The organism is Streptomyces erythrochromogenes, from assembly GCF_040684695.1.
Taxonomy (GTDB): Bacteria; Actinomycetota; Actinomycetes; order Streptomycetales; family Streptomycetaceae; genus Streptomyces; species Streptomyces erythrochromogenes_C.
Window position 1 is genome coordinate 169,417 of the sequence record NZ_JBFBGM010000005.1, and the last position, 19,736, is coordinate 189,152.

The following is a 19,736-nucleotide window of genomic DNA, read 5'->3' on the forward strand; positions in this document are numbered from 1 at the left end:
ATCGTGTACTGGGTACTGGGTACTTCATGACTGATCGCCCACTGCTGCTCCTCGACGTGGACGGCCCGCTCAACCCCTTCCGCTCCCTCTCCGCCGGCCTGCGCGGCTACCGCAGCCACCGCATGTGGCCGGACGTCTGGCTCTCCTACCGCGATCCGGAGACCCGCAGGGCCCGGCGCGGCGCCCGCGTCCGCCTCCACCCCTCCCACGGCGCCCGGCTGCTGGCCCTGCCCTTCGAGATCGCCTGGGCCACCGCCTGGACGCACCAGGCCAACACCCTGATCTCCCCGCACATCGGGCTCCCCGGCGACCTGCCCGTCGTCGCATGGCCCGAACTGTTCGCCGAGGACCCCGACGGCCTCTCGTGGAAGACCCGCCATCTGCGGGACTGGGCGGCCGGCCGCCCCTTCGCCTGGGTCGACGACATGATCACCCCACAGGACCGGGCCTGGGTGGCCGTCCACCATCCGGCCCCGGCCCTGCTGCTGCGCGTCCACCCGCGCCACGGCCTGCGGGACCGCGACTTCACCGCCCTGACCCGCTGGGCGGAGGGTCTCAGCCCAGCAGGGCGCTGACCGGGTCCGGGGAGGGGCGGCCCGTGGGCCACCAGTCCTCGTCGCCCGGGCGGGACTCGTAGGCGTACCAGAGGGCGTCGCGGCCGAGCCGGAGCTGGCGGGTGTGGGCCGTCAGCCGGTTGCGGTCCGGGCGGAAGGCGCCCTGCGCCGCGGCCAGGAGCGCGGGGCGGGCCCGGTCGAAGGGGCCGGCCGGCGGGTCCCAGGGGTCTTCGAGCGCGGCGAGGGCGGGGCGCCCGCCCTGCCGCCAGGCGGCCGCGGCCCGCGCGAGGTCGGTGGTGGTGCGCCCGGTGGCGCGGGCCAGGTCCCGGTAGAGGGTGCGGGCCGCACCCGTCAGGCCGGAGGTGGGCTCGGCGGAGGCCAGCCGTACGGCGTCCTGCCAGAGGGAGAGCCCGGCGATCGGGTCCTCGCCGGTGGTGAGCAGTGCGAGGGCGCGGGCGGCCGCGTCGGAGGCGAGCTGGTCGAGGGCCAGCGGGTCCGGCGCCGCCGGGTCGGCCGGGTAGGCGGGCGGAAGGCCCGCCGCGGCGGGCGGGGCGAGCGGCGCGGGCAGCGGCGGCAGGACGGTGCGGGCGAGCGCCTCCCGGGCCCCGACGGCGGGGAAGTCCGGCGCCGCGTCGGGCTGTTCGCGCGCGGCATGGGCGGCATTGCGGCGGGTGAGGTCCTCCAGGAGCTCCCGCTCGCCGCGGCCGCGCAGGAGCAGCAGGACGAAGGGGTCCTCGTCGAGGAGACGGGCCGCGCGGTAGCAAAGGGCGGCGGCGTGCTTGCACGGCGGACGCCCGAAGTCCGGGCAGGAGCAGTGCGGGACGAGCTCGCCCGCCCCCGGCAGGACGGTCCCCGCCAGCGACTGCGGGACCTCGCGCTCCAGCAGGGCGCCGAGCGCCGCCGGGTCGGCCGCGACCTCCTCCAGCAGCTCGCTCCACTCCGGGTCCGCGAAGGCGGGCAGGGTCAGCTCGGTGCGGTACGGGCGGGGCCGGCTGCCGCGGACGTACGCGACGATCCGGCCGGGGGTGACGGTCACCGCGTCGACGTGCCCGGACTCGGCATAGGCGCGGCCCCGGGCCAGGCGGGCCGGGTCGCCGGAGGTCTCCTCCAAGGCGGCCACCCAGGCACGGCCCCACCAGCTCACCGCCTCCGCCCCCGCGGGCACGGTCTCGAAGGTGCGGCGGCGGTCGTCCCGCGCGGTGATCATGCGGGCCTCCGCAGGGAGACGAGGTCGGCGAGTTCGCGGTCGGTCAGCTCGGTCAGCGCCGCCTCGCCCGAGCCGAGGACGGCGTCGGCCAGGGCCCGCTTCGCCTCCAGCATCTCGGCGATGCGGTCCTCGACGGTGCCCTCGGCGATGATCCGGTGGACCTGGACGGGCTGGGTCTGGCCGATGCGGTAGGCGCGGTCGGTGGCCTGTTCCTCGACCGCCGGGTTCCACCAGCGGTCGAAGTGGATGACGTGGCCCGCGCGGGTGAGGTTCAGACCGGTGCCGGCGGCCTTGAGGGAGAGCAGGAAGACGGGGACCTCGCCGGCCTGGAAGCGGTCCACCAACTCCTCGCGGCGGGCGACGGGAGTACCGCCGTGCAGGAGCTGCGCATCGATCCCTCGGGCCGACAGGTGCCGCTCGATGAGCCGGGCCATCGTCACGTACTGCGTGAAGACCAGCACCGAACCGCCCTCGGCGACGATCGTGTCGAGCAGCTCGTCCAGCAGGGCGAGCTTGCCCGAGCGGTGCGGCAGCCGGGGCTGCTCCTCCTTCAGGTACTGCGCGGGGTGGTTGCAGATCTGCTTGAGCGAGGCGAGCAGCTTCATGATCATGCCGCGCCTCTCGATGCCCTCGCTGGACTCGATCACGGCCATCGCCTCGTCCACGGCGGCCTGGTAGAGGGAGACCTGCTCCCGGGTGAGGGACACCGGATGGTCGGTCTCCGTCTTCGGCGGCAGCTCGGGCGCGATACCGGGATCGGACTTCTTGCGCCGCAGCAGGAACGGCCGTACGAGCGCGGACAGGCGGGCGACCGCGGCCTCGTTGCCGCCGTCCTCCTCCTGCTGGTGCTCCACGGGGCGGGCGTGGCGGGCCCGGAAGGTGGTCAGCGGGCCCAGCAGGCCCGGCGTGGTCCAGTCGAGCAGGGCCCACAGCTCGGAGAGGTTGTTCTCCACCGGGGTGCCGGTCAGCGCGACCCGGGCCGGCGCCGGGATCGTGCGCAGTGCCTTCGCGGTCGCCGAGTGGGGGTTCTTGACGTGCTGCGCCTCGTCGGCGACGACCATGCCCCAGCGCTGTTCGGCGAGCTGGGCGGCGCTGGCGCGCATCGTCCCGTAGGTGGTGAGGACGAACCCGCCCTCGCAGGACGTCAGGTCCTCGGTGCTGCGGCCGCCGCCGTGGAAGCGGCGTACGGGGGTGCCCGGGGCGAACTTCTCGATCTCCCGCTGCCAGTTGCCCAGGAGCGAGGCCGGGCAGACGACGAGCGTCGGCTCGCGGCGGTCCCGGTGCAGGTGCAGCGCGATGAGGGTGACGGTCTTGCCCAGGCCCATGTCGTCGGCGAGGCAGCCGCCGAGGCCGAGGGAGGTCATCAGGTCCAGCCAGGCCAGGCCGCGGGCCTGGTAGTCGCGCAGGGTGGCCTTGAGGGCGGCGGGCTGCGGCAGCGGCTCGACCTCCCGCGTCAGCCGCTCGCGGAGCGCGGCCAGCGCGCCCACGGGCACCGCCTCGACCGGCTCGCCGCCGACCTCCGCGGTCCCCGACAGTGCGGCGGCCAGCGCGTCCACCGGGTCCAGCAGGCCCAGTTCGCGCTTGCGCGCCTTGCGCACCAGCTCCGGGTCGACCCGCACCCACTGGTCCCGCAGCCGTACGACGGGCCGGTGGGCCTGTGCCAGCGCGTCCATCTCGCCGGGGGTGAGCCGGTCGCCGCCGAGGGCCAGTTCCCAGGAGAAGGCGAAGAGGTGTTCCGCGTCGAAGAACGCGGTCCCGTCGGTGGCGGATCCGGGCGCGGTGGAGCGTACGACGGCGGTCGCGGACAGCGTACGGGCCAGGTCGCGCGGCCAGTGGACGACGACCCCGGCGGCCCCCAGCCGGTTCGCGGCGGCCCCCAGCAGGTCTTCCAGCTCGGGGTCCGACAGGGCCAGCGCGTCGGGCACGGGCTGGTCCAGCAGCCGCAGCAGGGGCGGCCAGACCCGCGCGGCCCGGCGCAGGGCGAGTACGGCGTCGATCCGCGCCCGGGGCCCGAAGCCGGCCCCCGCGGTACCGGCCCAGAGCTGCCCGGCATCGGTGACCAGCGTCGGGTCGGCGAGGCTGTGGACCTGGACGACGGCGGCCCCGGCGCGCCGGGTCTCCTCCCCCTCGGCCTCGTCGAAGAGGCGGAAGGAGGACAGGTCGAGGCGGAGCGAGAGCCCGACCCCGCTGTCGGATCCGGCCGCGACCTGCGCGGCCCATTCCTGTATCCCGGGCACCCGCTGCGGTTCCCGGGCGGCGAACGGCCGCCCGGCGGCGACGGCCGCCGCCGGGGTGCGGGGCAGGCTGTCGGCGACGGCGTCGAGGAACGCGCGGACCAGCGCCTCCGGTTCGGGCAGCCGGAGCGGGCGGCGCCCGGCGAGGGGCGTCGCGTACCCCTCGTGGGGCAGGGCGGCGGCGACCGCCCTGAGGTGGGCGATGTCGGCGGCGTCGAGCGGGCCCGCGCGCCAGGCGTCGATGCCCTCGGGGGTGAGCCCGGGGAGCAGCCGGCCGCGCGCGGCCAGGGTGAGGGCCTGCACGGCGGCGGTGCCCCAGGCCCGGGTGGCGGGGTGCGCGAGGCCGCCGCGGGGGGCCTGAGCGAGCAGGGGCAGGGCGGCGGCGACGGAGAAGGTCACCGCGGGCACGGTCCGGCTGCGGACCCCGGTGCCGTGCGGCCGCACGACGGTGAGCGGAGCGGGGGTGCCCGCCTCGGGCAGGGGGTCCCCGGCGGGCGACCAGAAGGCGACCCGCCCCTCCCGGGGGACGGCCGCGGGCAGGAAGACGGCGGCATGGCGCAGCAGCGCCGCCGCGTGCGGCATCGACCGCTCCTGCTCCCGCGTGAGCGTCTGCGCCCGCGCGAACGTCTGCGTCTGCGTCCGAATCTGCGTCGTCATGGTGTCCCCCTCCCTCACGATGTCCTCACCGGTCCTGCCGACCCTTCCCCACGAGTCTAGGTGCGGCCACCGACAACACCCTCTGACCTGCGGTTTCAGCGGGCCCAGCGGCCCTGTTCCAGGGCGTACCCGTAGACGGGCCGACCGGTGGCCGCGCTCGTGCGCAGGGGCCGGCCCCCGTCGTCGATGCGCAGGGTCCCCGACCCGGCCGGTGAGGACCAGCGCAGGTCCAGGGACCAGTCGCAGTCGCAGCCCGTGGTGGCCGCCGCCACCCGCAGGACGACCGGCTCGGCGGCCGAGACCCGCATCGGGAAGGCCGGGGCGGGGAGCCGGTTCCCGGCGTCGTTCCCGGCGACGGGGCGTGCCAGCGGGCGCGGCGCGTCGAGGTTGACGGCGAAGACGGCCGGGGTGATGCCCCCGCCGCAGCCCTGCGACATCTGGTAGACGTTCCAGGCGGGCGGGGTACGTCGCGCCGCCACCCGCACCTCCAGGCCCTCCAGGACCACCGCGCCCGCGCCCGTGCCGTGCAGGGTGACCTCCACGGTCTGGTCCCCGGCGTGGACGGCGCGCTGCGCCGAGGCCCAGGCGGGCGCGTCCGCCTCCACGGGCGGCGGGGGCACCGATGCGGGCCCCCGCTCGGACAGGTAGGCGTGGTCGCAGCCCGCGGCCCACACGTGCGTCCGCACCGCCGCCCTGAGGGGCGCCGCCGGCGCCTGCCCGGGGGCGGACGGCGGGGCGGAGGACGGGGCCGGTGCCGCGGTCGGTTCCGCCGACGCTGCCGAAGGCGGGGCCGAGCCCGTCGCCGAACCCGCCGCGGGCTCCGACGGAGCCGCTCCCGCCGCCGAGGCGGATCCGGCGGGTCCGCCCGTGGCGGCCCCCGGGCCGGCGCCCGCGCCGGGGTGCGGCGCACCCCGGTCGGGTCCGGTCACCGCCAGCAGCGCCACGGCCACCGCGCCCGCCGCCAGCCCCGCGGCACCGACCACGGCCGCCCTGCGCCGGTACCAGCGCGGACGGACCCCGGGCTCCGCCACCGCGGCCGGACCGACCACCAGCACGGCCGTCTCCGCCGCAGCGGCAGCATCCGGGGCCGGGGCGGGTACCGGCGGCTCCGGGGCCGGGGCAGGTACCTCCGGCTCCGGCTCCGGTACCGGCGCCGGCGCAGGCGCCGGCGCGGCCGTCCCCGCCCGCCTCCGCGCGTCCGCCAGCAGCCATGCCCGGTGCAGGTCCACCGCCTCCGCCGCCGAGGCCCCGCAGGCCCGCGCGAAGCGGTCCACCACCGCGAACTCCGCCGGCAGCGCCTCCCCGTTGCAGTAGCGGTGCAGCGTCGACGTACTCGTGTGCAGCCTGCGCGCCAGGACGCCGTAGCTCAGCCCGCCACGCTCCTTCAGCTCCCGCATCAGCCGCGCGAAATCCTCGGCCTCACTCACGCCGTCCCCCGTCCCGTGTCCCGTGGCTCCGTTCCATGCCTGAGGTGTTACCCCAGGTGACAGCGCGTACGGGCGTTCCAGTGTCCCGATTTCGCCCCGAACCCTCGCCCTGCGCCCGTGCCGGGGAACAGCCTTGTCAGGCATACCGATCCATCCACGGGGAGACCGACATGTTCCGACGTACCGACACCGCCGCCGCCCTCGCCACCGCGCTGGTCGCGGCGGCCGCCACCCTCGTCCTCACCACCTCGACCTCCGCCGCGGCCGCCGGCGCACCCGGCTTCCTGACCGGCACCGACCTGCCGCCGCACCCGACGTCCCCCTGGTACTCCGGCGAGATCACCAAGGGGCTGCCGGAGACGGCGCCGTTCTGCCTGGACGGCGCACTGCCGTCGGCGGGCAGCTGGCACCGCACCTTCGGCACGGAGCTCGACACCGGGGCCGTGCAGGTCTCCGTACGGTCCGCCTCGCCCGCCGCGGCCGCCAAGCTGGTCGGCACGCTGGAGCGCAAGGTCGCCGCCTGCGCCGCCGACTGGCTGCGCACGACCCCGGGCGGCACGGCCTCCTGGCAGGACTACGGGACCCTGCCCGTGGAGGAGGGCGCGCACGTCTACGGGGTCCACACCTCGATCCCGGAGTCCGAGCCGGGCGTGCACCTGTACGGGATCGGGCGCGACGGCTCGACCGTGACCGTCGTGAAGTGGGGCCAGATGGGCGACCTGTCGCAGGCCCCGGTCGCCGCCTTCAAGAAGACGACGACCAAGGCCGTGAACAAGCTCCACCCGTAACCGGCAGCCCGTAGCCCGTAGCCCGGAGGGGCGGCCCGGCGGGCCGGCCGAGTGGGACCATGGACAGCGAGAGGCGATGGCCATGCGTTCCGGAAACGAGCCGGTGACAGCCCGCAGTCCGCTGCGGCTGCGGTTCTGGCTGGGGGTCTGGGGGCTGGTCTGGTCCGCCGCTGGGACGGCCGCCTTCTCGCTGGCGGGCCGTCCCGGATGGGCGGCGGCGTGCGGGGCGCTGGCGGTGGTGGTGAGCGTGGACCTGTTCATGATCGTGCGCCACATCCACCAGGGTCCGCACTACCAGCCGGGCCGGGACGTCCCCCCGTACGAGCCGCCCGCCGGCCACTGACCGGCGCCCGGCCGGATCACGCGGTCAGGCGGGCGATCGGGCCATCGGGCCATCAGCGGTCAGGCCTGCTCCTCGAAGCGGGCGGCCGCCAGGTACTCCGGCTGCGGGTCGAGGGCCGCGGCCAGCCTGAAGTGCTTGCGCGCCTGCTCCGGTCGGCCCGCGCGCTCGTGCGTGCGGGCGAGCGCGAAGTGGGCGAAGGCGTTGTCCGGCTCCCGCTCCAGCACCAGCTCGAACTCCAGCTCCGCCGGACGCAGTTGGGCGGCGGCGAAGAAGGCCCGGGCACGCAGCAGCCGGGCCGCCGTGTTCTCCGGGTGGGCGGCGATGACCGAGTCGAGCAGCTTGACCGCGCCGCGCGGGTCGCGGGCGGCGAGCAGCTGCTCGGCCGCCCGGAAGTCGATGACGTGTGTTTCCGGGCTGGACGGCGTGGGACGCGTGGTCTCGGACACGGTATGGATCCTTCCCTCTACCGGCGCCTTCAACGCCCCCGCCCCACCCGCTATTCCATGCACACGTCAGGCGGTGGCGCTTCCGGGGGCCCGGTCCGGGGCGCTTCCCGGGGCCCCGCCCGATGCCCGGTCCGCGGCCCGGGCCGTGAGCTCTTCCCACACCTTGCGCACCTGCGGCTCCAGCGCGTCCAGCGGCCCGTCGTTGTCGATCACGAGGGTCGCCACCGCCAGCCGCTGCTCGCGCGTGGCCTGCGCGGCCATCCGGGCCCGGGCCTCCTCCTCGGCCATCGCGCGCAGCGCGGTCAGCCGGGCCAGCTGCGTCGACGGGGCCGCGTCCACCACGACCACCAGGTCGTAGAGGGGCGCGAGGCCGTTCTCGGTGAGCAGCGGTACGTCGTGGACGACGATGGCGTCCGGGCCGGCGGCGGCCTCCAGCTCGGCGGACCGGGCCCCGACCAGTGGGTGCACGATCGCGTTGAGGGTGCGGAGCTTGTCCTGGTCCGCGAACACGATGGAGCCGAGCTTGGGCCGGTCCAGGGCTCCCTCGGGGGTCAGCACCTCTTCCCCGAAGGCCGCGACGACGGCCGCGAGCCCCGGCGTACCGGGCTCCACGACCTCCCGTGCGATCCGATCGGCGTCGACGACGATCGCCCCGTACCCCGCCAGCAGTCGCGAGACCTCGCTCTTGCCGGCACCGATTCCGCCCGTCAGGCCCACTTTCAGCATGCCCCGCAGCTTAGGGGGTGTCCGGCGATCCCCGTACACCCGTGCGGGCGCCGGACCCCCGTACGGGTCTCAGCCCTCGCCCTCGCGCTCCGCCAGGAACCGCTCGAACTCGCGGCCGATCTCGTCCGCCGACGGCAGCTCCGCCGGCTCCGCGATCATGTTGCCCCGCGTCTCGGCCCCGGCGGCGGCGTCGTACTGGTGCTCCAGCCCCTGCACCAGGCTGACCAGCTCCTCGTCGCCCTCGCGGATCTGCCGGTCGATCTCCGTCTGCGTACGGTGCGCCTCGGTCCGCAGCGCGTGCGCCACGGCCGGCAGCACCAGGCCGGTCGCCGCCGTGATGGCCTCCAGCACCGTCAGTGCGGCGTCCGGGTACGGGGAGCGCGCCACGTAGTGCGGTACGTGGGCGGCGACACCGAGCACGTCGTGCCCGGCCTGGGACAGGCGGAACTCCACCAGGGACTCGGCGCTGCCGGGCACCTGGGCCTCGTCGAAGGGGCTGCGGTGCCCCGGCATGAGGTCGGTCCGGTTGCCGTGCGGGGTGATGCCGACGGGCCGCGTGTGCGGGACGCCCATCGGGATGCCGTGGAAATTGACCGAGAGCCGGACCCCGAGGCGCTCGACGATCTGCCGGACGGCGACGGAGAACCGCTCCCACTCCACGTCCGGCTCCGGGCCGGACAGCAGCAGGAACGGCGCGCCGGTGGCGTCCTGGACCAGCCGGACCTCCAGCCGGGGCTCCTCGAACTCCGCCCAGTGGTCGCGCTGGAAGGTCAGCAGCGGACGGCGCGCCCGGTAGTCCACGAGCCGGTCCGCGTCGAAGCGGGCGACCACCTGGTGGGGCAGCGTGTCCAGGAGCCGCTCGACGATCTGCTCGCCGGCCTCTCCCGCGTCGATGTACCCCTCGAAGTGGTACAGCATGACCAGCCCGGCCGAGTCCTGGGCGACCGCCAGGTCCGCCACCGCCAGACCCTTGGCATCCCATTCGTACAAGCCCTGTGGATCAAGCACCGCCACCACTCCTCCTCGTCTCGTTCTCTGCCAAGAACGTCCAAGGCCGCGCCGCCATTCCCCAGTTGGCCGCCTTCACAGGAACGCAATCGATCACGAAGGGCCCGGAACCGCGGAACCGCACCGGAACACCGGGACACCGGGAACGCGGAGAGGCCCGCCCCCCGAAGGGGACGGGCCTCACCGTCGTACTCAGTCAGCTCTGCTCACACCGGAGTGCGATGCGCGCTGCGATCAGCTCTGGCCGCCGGCCAGCTTCTCGCGGAGCGCGGCCAGGGCCTCGTCCGACGCCAGGGCGCCGGAGGTCTCGTCCGACTCCGAGGAGTAGGAACCACCCGAGATGCCCGCACCGGCGTTGCCACCGGCGGCCGGGGCGGCAGCGCCCTCGGCAGCAGCGGCCTCGTCGGCCTCGCGGCTCTTGATGACCTGAGCCTGGTGCTGCTCGAAGCGAGCCTGCGCCTCGGCGTACTGGGTCTCCCAGGCCTCGCGCTGCTTCTCGTAGCCCTCGAGCCAGTCGTTGGTCTCGGGGTCGAAGCCCTCGGGGTAGATGTAGTTGCCCTGGTCGTCGTAGGACGCGGCCATGCCGTACAGGGTCGGGTCGAACTCGACCGACGCCGGGTCGGCACCGAAGGACTCGTTGGCCTGCTTCAGGGACAGCGAGATCCGGCGACGCTCGAGGTCGATGTCGATGACCTTGACGAAGATCTCGTCGTTGACCTGGACGACCTGCTCCGGGATCTCCACGTGGCGCTCGGCCAGCTCGGAGATGTGGACCAGACCCTCGATGCCCTCGTCCACACGGACGAACGCACCGAACGGAACCAGCTTGGTGACCTTACCCGGGACGACCTGACCGATCTGGTGCGTACGGGCGAACTGCTGCCACGGGTCCTCCTGCGTCGCCTTCAGCGACAGGGAGACACGCTCGCGGTCCATGTCGACGTCGAGGACCTCGACGGTGACTTCCTGGCCGACCTCGACAACCTCGGACGGGTGGTCGATGTGCTTCCAGGACAGCTCGGAGACGTGAACCAGACCGTCGACGCCACCCAGGTCCACGAAGGCACCGAAGTTGACGATCGAGGACACGACGCCGGAGCGGACCTGACCCTTCTGGAGGGTGGTGAGGAACGTCTGGCGGACCTCGGACTGGGTCTGCTCCAGCCAGGCACGGCGGGACAGGACCACGTTGTTGCGGTTCTTGTCCAGCTCGATGATCTTCGCCTCGAGCTCCTTGCCCACGTAGGGCTGGAGGTCGCGGACGCGACGCATCTCGACCAGGGAGGCCGGGAGGAAGCCGCGGAGGCCGATGTCGAGGATGAGACCACCCTTGACGACCTCGATGACGGTACCGGTGACGATGCCGTCTTCTTCCTTGATCTTCTCGATCGTGCCCCAGGCACGCTCGTACTGAGCGCGCTTCTTGGACAGGATCAGACGGCCTTCCTTGTCCTCCTTCTGGAGAACCAGGGCCTCGATCTCGTCGCCGACCTTGACGACCTCGTTCGGGTCGACGTCGTGCTTGATCGAGAGCTCGCGGCTCGGGATCACGCCTTCCGTCTTGTAACCGATGTCGAGCAGGACCTCGTCCCGGTCGACCTTCACGATGACGCCGTCGACGATGTCGCCGTCGTTGAAGTACTTGATCGTCTCGTCGATCGCGGCGAGGAAGGCTTCCTCGTTACCGATGTCGTTGACCGCTACCTGCGGAGTGGTAGAGGTGGTCTCGGTGCTGCTCGTCATGTGGGAAAGGGCTCCGGTTACGGACAGAAAGTCGTAGGTACTGCTACGCCGGGAGCCCTTATCGGCATCTGCCGAAGAAGCCGGACAGCCAAGGAAGCCCTGATCCGCACAAGCGGGAAGGGCCTCGAAAACCGAGGGGACATCAACAGATGCAAGCGCAGCCTGCTAGGTCTGAGGAGCACAGGCTCGCAGCGCAACTTGTAGCATACGGGGGCGGCCGGACAGGGTCAATGCGCGAAGGCCCACACCCCGGGCGGATCACCGCACAACCGGCACAATTCATGGGCGGGAACGCCCTGATGGCGGTTCCTGCCACTTCCCAAGACATTCGCAGACTACGACGACGGGCCCCATGAACCAAGAGGACGACGCCCCCGAAGACGCGTACGCGGCCGATTCCGACTCCGCGGACGACGCGGAGGCCACACGCCGTGACGCCGGGGAAGCGGAGAGCAGCCGCGCGAGCCGCGGCTGGTGGGACCGCAACGCCGACGAGTACCAGAGCGAGCACGGCGCCTTCCTCGGCGACGACCGCTTCGTGTGGGGGCCCGAGGGGCTCGACGAGGCGGACGCGGCCCTCCTGGGCCCCGCCGCCTCCCTCAAGGGCAAGGACGTGCTGGAGATCGGCGCCGGCGCCGCCCAGTGCTCGCGCTGGCTGGCCGCCCGGGGCGCCCGCCCGGTCGCCCTCGACCTCTCCCACCGCCAGCTCCAGCACGCCCTGCGCATCGGCGAGGACGTCCCCCTGGTCGAGGCCGACGCGGGCCGGCTCCCCTTCCGCGACGGCTCCTTCGACCTCGCCTGCTCCGCCTACGGCGCCGTCCCCTTCGTCGCCGACCCGGTGAACGTCATGCGCGAGGTGCACCGCGTGCTGCGCCCCGGCGGCCGCTGGGTCTTCTCCGTGACCCACCCGATCCGCTGGGCCTTCCCCGACGAACCCGGACCCGAGGGCCTGACCGTCTCCGCCTCCTACTTCGACCGGACGCCTTACGTCGAACAGGACGAGCAGGGCCGCGCGGTCTACGTCGAGCACCACCGCACCCTCGGCGACCGCGTCCGCGACGTGGTGGCGGGCGGCTTCCGCCTGCTCGACCTCGTCGAGCCCGAGTGGCCCGAGTGGAACGGCCAGGAGTGGGGCGGCTGGTCCCCGCTGCGCGGGAACCTGATCCCCGGCACCGCGATCTTCGTCTGCGAGAGGGCCTGACGTCTTGATCCGCCAGGCCGCCCTCGACGCCCTTCCCGTACGCGAGGCCCTGCCCGCGCTGGTCTCCGCGCTCGACGCCCACGGCACCGCGGTGCTGTGCGCGCCGCCCGGCACCGGCAAGACGACGCTGGTGCCGCTGGTCCTCGCGGGCCTGGTGGGCGGCGGGCCGCGGCGCCGGGTGGTCGTGGCCGAGCCGCGGCGGATCGCCGCCCGGGCGGCGGCGCGCCGGATGGCCTGGCTGCTGGGCGAGCAGGTCGGCGCGTCGGTCGGGTTCACGGTCCGCGGCGAGCGGGTGGCCGGCCCCGGCACGGTGGTGGAGGTGGTGACCACCGGGGTGCTGCTCCAGCGGCTCCAGCGCGACCAGGAGCTGGCCGGCGTGGACGTGGTCGTCCTGGACGAGTGCCACGAGCGGCACCTCGACGCCGACACCGTCGCCGCGTTCCTCCTCGACGTACGCGAGACCCTGCGCCCGGAGCTGCGGCTCGTGGCGGCCTCGGCGACGACGGACTCCGCCGGCTGGGCCCGGCTGCTCGGGGGCGCGCCGGTGGTGGAGGCCGCGGGGGTCTCGTACCCGGTGGAGACCGTCTGGGCGCCCCCGGCCCGCCCGGTGCGGCCGCCGCACGGGATGCGCGTGGACCCGGCGCAGCTCGCGCACGTGGCCTCGGTGGTGCGGCGGGCGCTGGCGGAGCGTACGGGCGACGTGCTGTGCTTCCTGCCCGGCGTCGGCGAGATCGCGCGGGTGGCGGGGCAGCTGGGCGGTGTGGACGCGGAGGTGCTCCAGGTCCACGGCCGGGCCCCGGCGGCCGTGCAGGACGCGGCGCTGACGGCCTCGGAGCACCGCCGGGTGATCCTCGCGACGGCGGTGGCGGAGTCGAGCCTGACCGTCCCCGGGGTGCGCGTGGTGGTCGATTCGGGGCTGGCCCGCGAACCCCGCGTGGACCATGCCCGCGGGCTGGGCGCGCTGGCGACCGTACGGGCCTCCCGCGCAGCCGGACGCCAGCGGGCGGGCCGGGCCGGGCGCGAGGCGCCGGGCGTGGTGTACCGCTGCTGGACGGAGGCGGAGGACGGCCGGCTGCCGGCGTTCCCCGCGCCGGAGATACGCATCGCCGACCTGGCGCAGTTCGCACTGCAGGCGGCGTGCTGGGGCGACCCGGACGCGTCCGGGCTGGCGCTGCTGGACGCGCCGCCGGCCGGGGCGATGGCCGCGGCGCGGGAGGTGCTCGTGGCCGTCGGCGCGGTGGACGCGGCCGGGCGGCCGGGCCCGCGCGGGCTGCGCATGGCCCGGCTCGGGCTGCACCCGCGGCTGGCGCGGGCCCTGCTGGACGGCAGCGCGGCGCTCGGCACCCAGCGGGCGGCGGAGGTGGTGGCGCTGCTGGGCGACGAGCCGCCGCGCGAGTACGGGGACGACCTGGCCGCGGCCTGGCGGCGGGCCCGCGCGGGCGGCGACGCGTACGCCGCCCGCTGGCGCGCGGAGGTCCGCCGCCTCTCCCGTGCCGTGACCCCTGCGGGGCGCACCGCCGAATCCGGGACCGCAGCCGTCGGGCGGCCGTCGGCGAATCCAGCCCCTCCGGCGTTTGAGGAGCGGGGTGCGGGGCGGAGCCCCGGCGGCGGCGCCGCACCCGATGACCTCGCCGCCGGGCTGATCGCCGCCCTCGCGTTCCCCGAGCGGGTGGCGAAGGCCAGGGGCGAGGGGGCCTTCCTCATGGCCTCCGGGACCGGGGCCGCGCTCGGCGACGGATCACCGCTGCGGCACGCGCCCTGGCTGGCCGTCGCCGTCGCCGACCGGCCCCCGCACTCCGCCTCCGCACGGATCCGGCTCGCGGCGGTCGTCGACGAGGACACCGCCCTGACCGCCGCCGCACACCTGCGCACCGACGCCGAGGAGGTGCGCTGGGAGGACGGGGACGTGGTCGCCCGCGCGGCGCAGCGGCTGGGGGCCGTCGAGCTGGCCGTGCGCCCCCTGCGCACCCCCGACCCGGCGCTGGTACGGGCGGCCCTGCTCGAAGGGCTGCGCGCCGAGGGGCTGGAGCTGCTGCGCTGGTCCCCGGACGCGCGGACGCTGCGGGCGCGCCTGGCCTTCCTGCACCGGACGCTCGGCGGCGGGTGGCCCGACGTGGAGGCGGACGGGGTGCTCCTGGAGCGGGCCGACGACTGGCTGGAGCCCGAGCTGTCGCGGGCCCGGCGGCGCGCGGACCTGGCCCGGATCGACGCCGGCCAGGCCCTGAACCGGCTGCTGCCGTGGGCCACCGGCGAGGCGGCCCGGCTGGACGAGCTGGCTCCGGAGCGCCTGGAGGTGCCCAGCGGGTCCCGGATCCGGCTGGACTACTCCGCCGAGCACGGGCAGCCGGTGCTGGCGGTGAAGCTGCAGGAGCTGTTCGGGCTCGCCGAGACCCCGCGGGTGGCGGGGGTTCCCGTACTCGTCCACCTGCTGTCGCCGGCCGGGCGTCCGGCGGCGGTCACCGCCGACCTGGCCTCCTTCTGGCAGGGCGGCTACCGCGCCGTACGGGCGGAGCTGCGCGGCCGCTACCCCAAGCACCCCTGGCCGGAGGACCCGGCCACGGCCGAGCCCACCCGGCACACCAACGCCCGGCTCAGGCGCTGACCCCGTCCCGCGGGACGGGTCCGTCGTCGCGTGCCCGGCGGCCGCGGGCCTCCAGCCACAGGGCCAGCCCGAGCAGTGCGAGGCCGCCGGCGGCCAGGCCGGCCGGGGCGTAGGTGTGCAGCGCGAGGACCTTGGCGCGGTTCGCCTTGACCAGGGCGACGGTGTGGTCGGAGTAGTCCTCGCGCAGGGTGACGTGTCCGGCGAAGGCGGTGAGCCTGCCGTCGGGGCCGCCCGAGGCGATGCCGCCGCGCATCTCCTGCTGGATGTCCTGTTCGGCGTTGACGGGTGCCCCGGTCACCGGGTCGACCCAGAAGCGCACCTTGGCGGTGTACCAGAGGGTGGTGCCGGTGGCCGCCTCGATCGTCGCGGGGTCGATGCCCTCGATCGGCATCTTCTTCGGCATGGCCACCTTGGTCCAGGGGACGGTCTGCTCGAAGTAGTAGACGTCCATGCCCTTGAAGCGGCGCGGTCCGACGTAGTGGATCGGCGAGGAGGTGCGGGTCTGGGCGTCGAAGTAGAGGTAGTCGCGCGGCTCGGTGAAGAAGGGCCATTTGAACTCGATGCCCTGGCGCTTGACCGGGTCGCCGTCGACCATCTCCCCGGTGGCGTGCACCGGGTCCTGGGTGTGCGCGTCGAAGATGTAGCGCTCGGGGATCTGGGAGACCATCCTGCCGTCCGGGCCGATGATGTAGGACAGCGTGTCCCAGACGACGACGTCCTTGCCGGCGTCGGCCTCGATCTCCCTGGAGGCCTCCACGTTGCCCTTGAGGGTCTGGACGATCGTGACCTTGTCGACCTTCTTGGGCTGCATGCCGCCGGCGTAGTCGAGGAGGGTCGCGTCCTTCGCCTCCAGGACCATCTCCTGGTACTGGTTCGGCGGGATCTTCGCGAGGCGCGGGTACGCGTACCAGCGCAGCAGGGGCGCGAGGGCTGCGCAGAACACGGCTAGGGCCAGCAGGACAAGGCTCGCTCTGCGTCGCACGGCCGGGCCCTCCTCTACTGTCCGGGCGCGGGGGGCGCGGTGGTGAGCAGGGGCTTGGGTGAGGTCTCGCCCTCGGGCACCCCGAACGCCGTGACGGCGAACACGAGGGCCAGCGCGGCCGCGAGGCCGATGACGGCGGCGACGAATGCGCGCATGCCGGGGCTCCGGAATCTGATGAGGCGTCAGAGATGGGGCACCGTAGCAACGCGGGGGCGAGATGAGAACCGTCTGGGCGCCCGGTCCGCGGCCTGTGGGCGGACACGGCGGAGCCACCCGCCCGTGGGGGGTGGCGGGTGGCTCCTCCTTCAGCCCGTACGGGAGGGCGGGCGCCCGGTCAGACGGTGCAGCCGGGGCCGGTGAGCGGGCGGACGCAGACGTTGGGGCTCGCGCCGCCGTCGTTGGTGTTGGTGCCGGCGCCGCCGTCGAGGACGTCGGGGCCGTTGCCGCCGAAGAGGGCGTCGTCGCCGTTGTTGCCGGAGAGGGCGTCGGGGCCTTCCTGGCCCTCGACGCGGTCGTTGCCCTCGCCGCCGGTGATCCGGTCGGCGCCGTCGCCGCCGCACAGGAGGTCGTTGCCGCCGCGGCCGTCGATGACGTCGGCGCCGCCGAGACCGAAGATCACGTCGTCGCCGGGGGTGCCGACGAGGAGGTTCGGGAGGTTGTTCCCGGTGATGGTGGGTGCGGTGTTCGCGCAGGTCCGGACGGGCGCGGCGACGACGGTCAGCTGGAAGTCCCGGGTGATCGGGGTGACGTTCGGGTCCGGGTCGGTGGCCCGCACGGTGACGTCGTAGGTGCCGGTCGCGGTCGGGGTCCCGGAGATGACACCGGTGGCGGGGTCGAGGGCGAGGCCGGGCGGCAGGGCGCCTGCGGTGACGGCGAAGGCGGGGGCGCCGGAGCCGCCGGAGGTCTGCAGGGTGGTGGAGTAGGGGCTGCCCTGCGTGGCGTTCGGCAGCGGGCTCGTGGTGACCCAGGCGAGGTTCTGGATGGTGTAGGTGAAGACGAGCGTCGGACGGGTCGCGGGCGTTACCGGGGTGGCCACCGGGTTGGTGACGGCCGTCGGGGAGGCGTAGGAGGAGCCCGCGCCGGCGCCGCCTGCGCCACCGGCGCCGCCGTACCAGCCGCCGCCACCACCGCCACCGCCGATGCTGGGATTGCCGTTGCCGCCCTGCGCGGGGGCGCCGTTGCCGGCGGCCGGCGACAATCCCGCGGTGCTGCCCCCGCCGCCACCGCCGGGGCCCGAGTCGGCCCGGCTGCCGCCGCCACCGCCGCCCGCGGTGTAGGAGGCGGCCGCACCACCGTGGTTGCCCATGGAGAGGATGGTGACACCGCCACCGGTACCGGCGCCGGTTCCCATGAAGCCGCCCCCGATCGTGGTGCCGTTGCCGCCGTTGTTGTTGCCGCCGCCCCCGCCGCCACCGATGCCGAACCCGCCGCCGGCGCCGCCGGCCGCGATCGCGTTGGGAATCGAAGCGCCCTTGGCGCCGCCGGGACCGTTGCCGGTACCGCCGCCGCCCAGGTTGACGCCTCCCGCGCCGCCGCCGCCGGAGGCGACGAGCAGCCGCGGGTCGGTCGCCGTCGCGCCCGTGAAGGCGCAGCTTCCCGCCATGCAGGTCTGGATGGCCGTGGCCCCGCCACCGCCGCCCGAGCCGCCCGTGGCGGCGGCGCCGGCGCCGCCGCCGTTGTAGCCGCCGGCCTGGCCCGCGCCCCGTCCGGCGAGCTGGAGGTAGAGGGTGGCGCCGGAGGTCACGGCGAGCGAATCGGCCGTGACCTGGCCCGCGCCGCCCCCCGCACCGCCCCCGGCGGCGGCGCCCGAGCCGCCGACCGCGGTGATGGTCCTCAGCGAGGTGACCCCGGCGGGCACGGCGAAGGTGAACTCGCCGCCGGCGTCGCCGGTGAGGGAGTAGGTGCACGTGATGGTGTTGCCGACGATCTGGACGTCGATCCCGGTGCTGCCGCCCATGGAGTCGGTGCCGCACTCGCCGACCGCGAGGGCGGGCGTGGCCGTCAGCAGGGAACCGGCGAGTCCGCCGGCGAGCACGGCCGAGGTGACGAGCAGCCGGGAGGACGCCCGGAGCAGGCGACGGGACGTGCGGCGGGGCCGGGAGGTGGGGTGGAACGGCATGGCGCTGTGTGTCTCCTTGCGGCGCGGCAGCAACGGTCCGCGGGCGCCGTCCGGCCTGGGCCGGGCGCGGCGGACGGGCTGCGGGAGTGGGCGAACCGTCCGGGTCGGCGGAGGCCTCAGTGAGGTGGCAGGAGCCGACTGCGTCCGGTGGCCGGGCCACGTCTCAGTCGCATCGGAAACCCTCCCGGAACGTGCGGACCGGCACCGCCTGTGGCGGTGCCGGTGATCCGGAAGTCATACAAACGTGCGCCCGGGTGGACACGGCCGCGGGCACGCCGCGTCCACCCGGCGATCACCCGGACGGCGCTACGGCGCCGGGGTGGACGTCGGCGCGGGGGTCCGGGCGGGCTTCGGGGTGGCCGTGGGTGCCGGGGTCCGGGTGGGCGCCGTCGCGGCCGGAGTGGGGGTCGGCTTCGGCGTCGGGGTCACGGTCGGACTCGGGGTGGGCGTGGGCGTGGGGGTGGGCGTCGGGGTCGGCGTGGGCGTCGGCTTCGGATCCGGCGTCGGGGTCGGCGTCGGGGTGGGCTTGGGATCCGGCGTCGGGGTCGGCGTGGGCTTCGGGTCCGGCGTCGGGGTGGGGGCCGGCGTGGGCGTCGGCGTCGGCTTCGGGTCCGGCGTCGGGGTCGGCTTCGGCGTCGGGCTCGGCGTCGGGCTCGGCTTCGCCGGTGCGGGGGCCGGTGCCGGTGCCGGCGTACCGCCGCTGCCGCTGCCGCTGTCCGGGACCTCGTGCGTGCCCTTGAGGTAGTACGTGAACCAGGACCGGACCGTCCGCAGGTACTCCGTGGAGTGGTTGTAGGAGAGCACCGCCCGGTCCAGGTCGGCCTCCACGCGCAGGTCCCGGGTGCCCGCGCACAGGTAGCGGGCGGCCGCGAGGGCCGCGTCGTGCACGTTGTTCGGGTTGCGGCGCCCGTCGCCGTCCGCGTCCTGGCCCCAGGCCGCCCAGGTGGAGGGGATGAACTGCATCGGCCCGACCGCCCGGTCGTACCGCGCGTCGCCGTCGTAGGCGCCGCCGTCGGTGTCGCGGATGTTCGCGAAGCCGTTGCCGTCGAGCACCGGTCCGAGGATCGGCCTCAGGGTGGTCCCGGCCGCGTCGACCTGCCCGCCGCGCGCCTGCCCGGACTCCACCTTGCCGATGGCCGCCAGGAGTTGCCAGCGCAGGCCGCAGCCGGGGTCGCTCTGTCCCACGGTCCGCTCCGCCCGCCGGTACGCCGCGAGCACGCTCGCCGGTATCCCCTGCGCCCCTTCCCCCGGCCCGGTCACGACCGGTGTGGCGGGCTGTGCGGGCGGCGCCGCCGGGTCCGTGCCCGGCGTCGTCGGCGGTGTCCCGTCCGGCAGCAGCACCGCCGGCGGCTGCGGGCTGACCAGCGGGGGCAGCTCGGTGAAGTACGCCGAGTCGCCGCCGCTCGCGTCGGCCGGGAGCGGCCCGTCCGCGGCGTTCCCGCCGCCGGCCGCGACCGTCGCCTCCGGGGCGAATCCCGCGGGACCCCGCGAAGCGGTCAGCGCGGCGACCGTCAGCGCGCAGACCAGCGCGGCCGTGGTCCCCCTGCGCAGCCTGCGGCCGAATATCCGAGACGACATGTGCCGAACCCCTCCCCCTCGACGTCCGCGTGACCCTACGTCAACTCCCTGCAACCAGCACGCACCGAGAGCCGGAATTCACCGGATCCCCACGTCCTCGGGCAGGTCACGCATACTGTCG

The 19,736-nt window shown here is 75.1% G+C and carries 16 protein-coding genes; 5 read left to right on the forward strand and 11 right to left on the reverse strand.

What is annotated here, in order from left to right:
- The first annotated feature begins 26 nt into the window (after positions 1-26).
- A complete protein-coding gene (locus AB0O53_RS11215) occupies positions 27-575 on the forward strand; it encodes a hypothetical protein (protein WP_350994916.1) in 549 nt (182 codons plus the stop codon).
- Here the strand turns inward: AB0O53_RS11215 and AB0O53_RS11220 are convergent.
- The 3 genes from AB0O53_RS11220 to AB0O53_RS11230 all read right to left on the reverse strand — a co-directional run bounded on the left by AB0O53_RS11220 (position 556) and on the right by AB0O53_RS11230 (position 6,079).
- Positions 556-1,761 carry an SWIM zinc finger family protein gene (locus AB0O53_RS11220; RefSeq protein ID WP_365194667.1) on the reverse strand — a complete coding sequence of 402 codons (1,206 nt, stop codon included), beginning with the start codon at positions 1,759-1,761 and terminating at the stop codon, positions 556-558. The two genes, AB0O53_RS11215 and AB0O53_RS11220, sit on opposite strands and share 20 nt — an antisense overlap.
- Positions 1,758-4,577, reverse strand: coding sequence for an SCO1167/SCO6262 family helicase (locus AB0O53_RS11225; protein ID WP_365194839.1), 2,820 nt, complete (start codon positions 4,575-4,577; stop codon positions 1,758-1,760). Before AB0O53_RS11225 ends, AB0O53_RS11220 begins: the two co-directional genes overlap by 4 nt.
- A 170-nt stretch (positions 4,578-4,747) precedes the next feature.
- Positions 4,748-6,079 carry a helix-turn-helix domain-containing protein gene (locus tag AB0O53_RS11230; RefSeq protein ID WP_365194669.1) on the reverse strand — a complete coding sequence of 444 codons (1,332 nt, stop codon included), beginning with the start codon at positions 6,077-6,079 and terminating at the stop codon, positions 4,748-4,750.
- A 170-nt stretch (positions 6,080-6,249) separates the two neighbouring features.
- Between AB0O53_RS11230 and AB0O53_RS11235 the strand changes: the two genes are divergently transcribed.
- Both AB0O53_RS11235 and AB0O53_RS11240 read left to right on the forward strand, forming a co-directional pair.
- Positions 6,250-6,867, forward strand: coding sequence for a hypothetical protein (locus AB0O53_RS11235; RefSeq protein ID WP_365194671.1), 618 nt, complete (start codon positions 6,250-6,252; stop codon positions 6,865-6,867).
- A gap of 82 nt (positions 6,868-6,949) precedes the next feature.
- Positions 6,950-7,210 carry a DUF6343 family protein gene (locus tag AB0O53_RS11240; protein ID WP_350994924.1) on the forward strand — a complete coding sequence of 87 codons (261 nt, stop codon included), beginning with the start codon at positions 6,950-6,952 and terminating at the stop codon, positions 7,208-7,210.
- A 59-nt stretch (positions 7,211-7,269) separates the two neighbouring features.
- Here AB0O53_RS11240 and AB0O53_RS11245 read toward each other — a convergent pair whose 3' ends face one another.
- From AB0O53_RS11245 to rpsA, 4 genes are all read right to left on the reverse strand, one after another.
- Entirely contained in the window at positions 7,270-7,656 is a 387-nt protein-coding gene (locus AB0O53_RS11245; protein WP_350994926.1) for a tetratricopeptide repeat protein, read from the reverse strand.
- Between the two features lie 66 nt (positions 7,657-7,722).
- Positions 7,723-8,382: a dephospho-CoA kinase gene (gene coaE / locus AB0O53_RS11250; RefSeq protein ID WP_350994928.1), complete on the reverse strand. Its 660-nt coding sequence runs from the start codon at positions 8,380-8,382 to the stop codon at positions 7,723-7,725.
- A gap of 69 nt (positions 8,383-8,451) precedes the next feature.
- Positions 8,452-9,390 carry a PAC2 family protein gene (locus AB0O53_RS11255; protein ID WP_350994930.1) on the reverse strand — a complete coding sequence of 313 codons (939 nt, stop codon included), beginning with the start codon at positions 9,388-9,390 and terminating at the stop codon, positions 8,452-8,454.
- A gap of 234 nt (positions 9,391-9,624) precedes the next feature.
- Positions 9,625-11,133 (reverse strand): 30S ribosomal protein S1, encoded by a 1,509-nt coding sequence (gene rpsA, locus AB0O53_RS11260; RefSeq protein WP_030666059.1) that lies wholly within the window; start codon positions 11,131-11,133, stop codon positions 9,625-9,627.
- Positions 11,134-11,485: 352 nt separating this feature from the next.
- Here rpsA and AB0O53_RS11265 point away from each other — a divergent pair, with 352 nt between their 5' ends.
- Together AB0O53_RS11265 and hrpB are read left to right on the forward strand one after the other, a co-directional pair.
- The gene (locus tag AB0O53_RS11265) at positions 11,486-12,334 is read left to right on the forward strand and encodes a class I SAM-dependent methyltransferase (RefSeq protein ID WP_365194675.1); all 849 of its coding nucleotides are present in this window, start codon (positions 11,486-11,488) and stop codon (positions 12,332-12,334) included.
- Between the two features lie 4 nt (positions 12,335-12,338).
- Positions 12,339-14,936: an ATP-dependent helicase HrpB gene (gene hrpB / locus AB0O53_RS11270; RefSeq protein ID WP_365194678.1), complete on the forward strand. Its 2,598-nt coding sequence runs from the start codon at positions 12,339-12,341 to the stop codon at positions 14,934-14,936.
- On the opposite strand, the gene pgfA is transcribed toward hrpB, so the two are convergent.
- The 4 genes from pgfA to AB0O53_RS11290 all read right to left on the reverse strand — a co-directional run bounded on the left by pgfA (position 14,926) and on the right by AB0O53_RS11290 (position 19,615).
- Positions 14,926-15,918, reverse strand: a complete 993-nt coding sequence (pgfA, locus tag AB0O53_RS11275; protein WP_350994936.1) for a cell envelope lipid trafficking protein PgfA — start codon at positions 15,916-15,918, stop codon at positions 14,926-14,928. The genes hrpB and pgfA overlap by 11 nt on opposite strands.
- Positions 15,919-15,932: 14 nt before the next feature.
- Entirely contained in the window at positions 15,933-16,073 is a 141-nt protein-coding gene (locus AB0O53_RS11280) for an SPW_0924 family protein (protein ID WP_350994938.1), read from the reverse strand.
- Positions 16,074-16,252: 179 nt separating this feature from the next.
- Positions 16,253-18,037, reverse strand: coding sequence for a calcium-binding protein (locus AB0O53_RS11285; protein WP_350994939.1), 1,785 nt, complete (start codon positions 18,035-18,037; stop codon positions 16,253-16,255).
- Positions 18,038-18,343: 306 nt separating this feature from the next.
- Positions 18,344-19,615, reverse strand: a complete 1,272-nt coding sequence (locus AB0O53_RS11290) for a lytic transglycosylase domain-containing protein (RefSeq protein ID WP_365194681.1) — start codon at positions 19,613-19,615, stop codon at positions 18,344-18,346.
- Positions 19,616-19,736 lie beyond the last annotated feature (121 nt).

Excerpts from the sequence above, each read along its gene's own strand:
- coaE (WP_350994928.1), bottom strand. The coding sequence starts at position 8,382 with ATGCTGAAAGTGGGCCTGACGGGCGGAATCGGTGCCGGCAAGAGCGAG.
- AB0O53_RS11285 (WP_350994939.1), bottom strand. The coding sequence starts at position 18,037 with ATGCCGTTCCACCCCACCTCCCGGCCCCGCCGCACGTCCCGTCGCCTG.
- AB0O53_RS11240 (WP_350994924.1), top strand. The coding sequence starts at position 6,950 with ATGCGTTCCGGAAACGAGCCGGTGACAGCCCGCAGTCCGCTGCGGCTG.
- AB0O53_RS11265 (WP_365194675.1), top strand. The coding sequence starts at position 11,486 with ATGAACCAAGAGGACGACGCCCCCGAAGACGCGTACGCGGCCGATTCC.
- AB0O53_RS11280 (WP_350994938.1), bottom strand. The coding sequence starts at position 16,073 with ATGCGCGCATTCGTCGCCGCCGTCATCGGCCTCGCGGCCGCGCTGGCC.
- AB0O53_RS11215 (WP_350994916.1), top strand. The coding sequence starts at position 27 with ATGACTGATCGCCCACTGCTGCTCCTCGACGTGGACGGCCCGCTCAAC.
- AB0O53_RS11225 (WP_365194839.1), bottom strand. The coding sequence starts at position 4,577 with ATGCCGCACGCGGCGGCGCTGCTGCGCCATGCCGCCGTCTTCCTGCCC.
- rpsA (WP_030666059.1), bottom strand. The coding sequence starts at position 11,133 with ATGACGAGCAGCACCGAGACCACCTCTACCACTCCGCAGGTAGCGGTC.
- AB0O53_RS11290 (WP_365194681.1), bottom strand. The coding sequence starts at position 19,615 with ATGTCGTCTCGGATATTCGGCCGCAGGCTGCGCAGGGGGACCACGGCC.
- AB0O53_RS11235 (WP_365194671.1), top strand. The coding sequence starts at position 6,250 with ATGTTCCGACGTACCGACACCGCCGCCGCCCTCGCCACCGCGCTGGTC.
- AB0O53_RS11220 (WP_365194667.1), bottom strand. The coding sequence starts at position 1,761 with ATGATCACCGCGCGGGACGACCGCCGCCGCACCTTCGAGACCGTGCCC.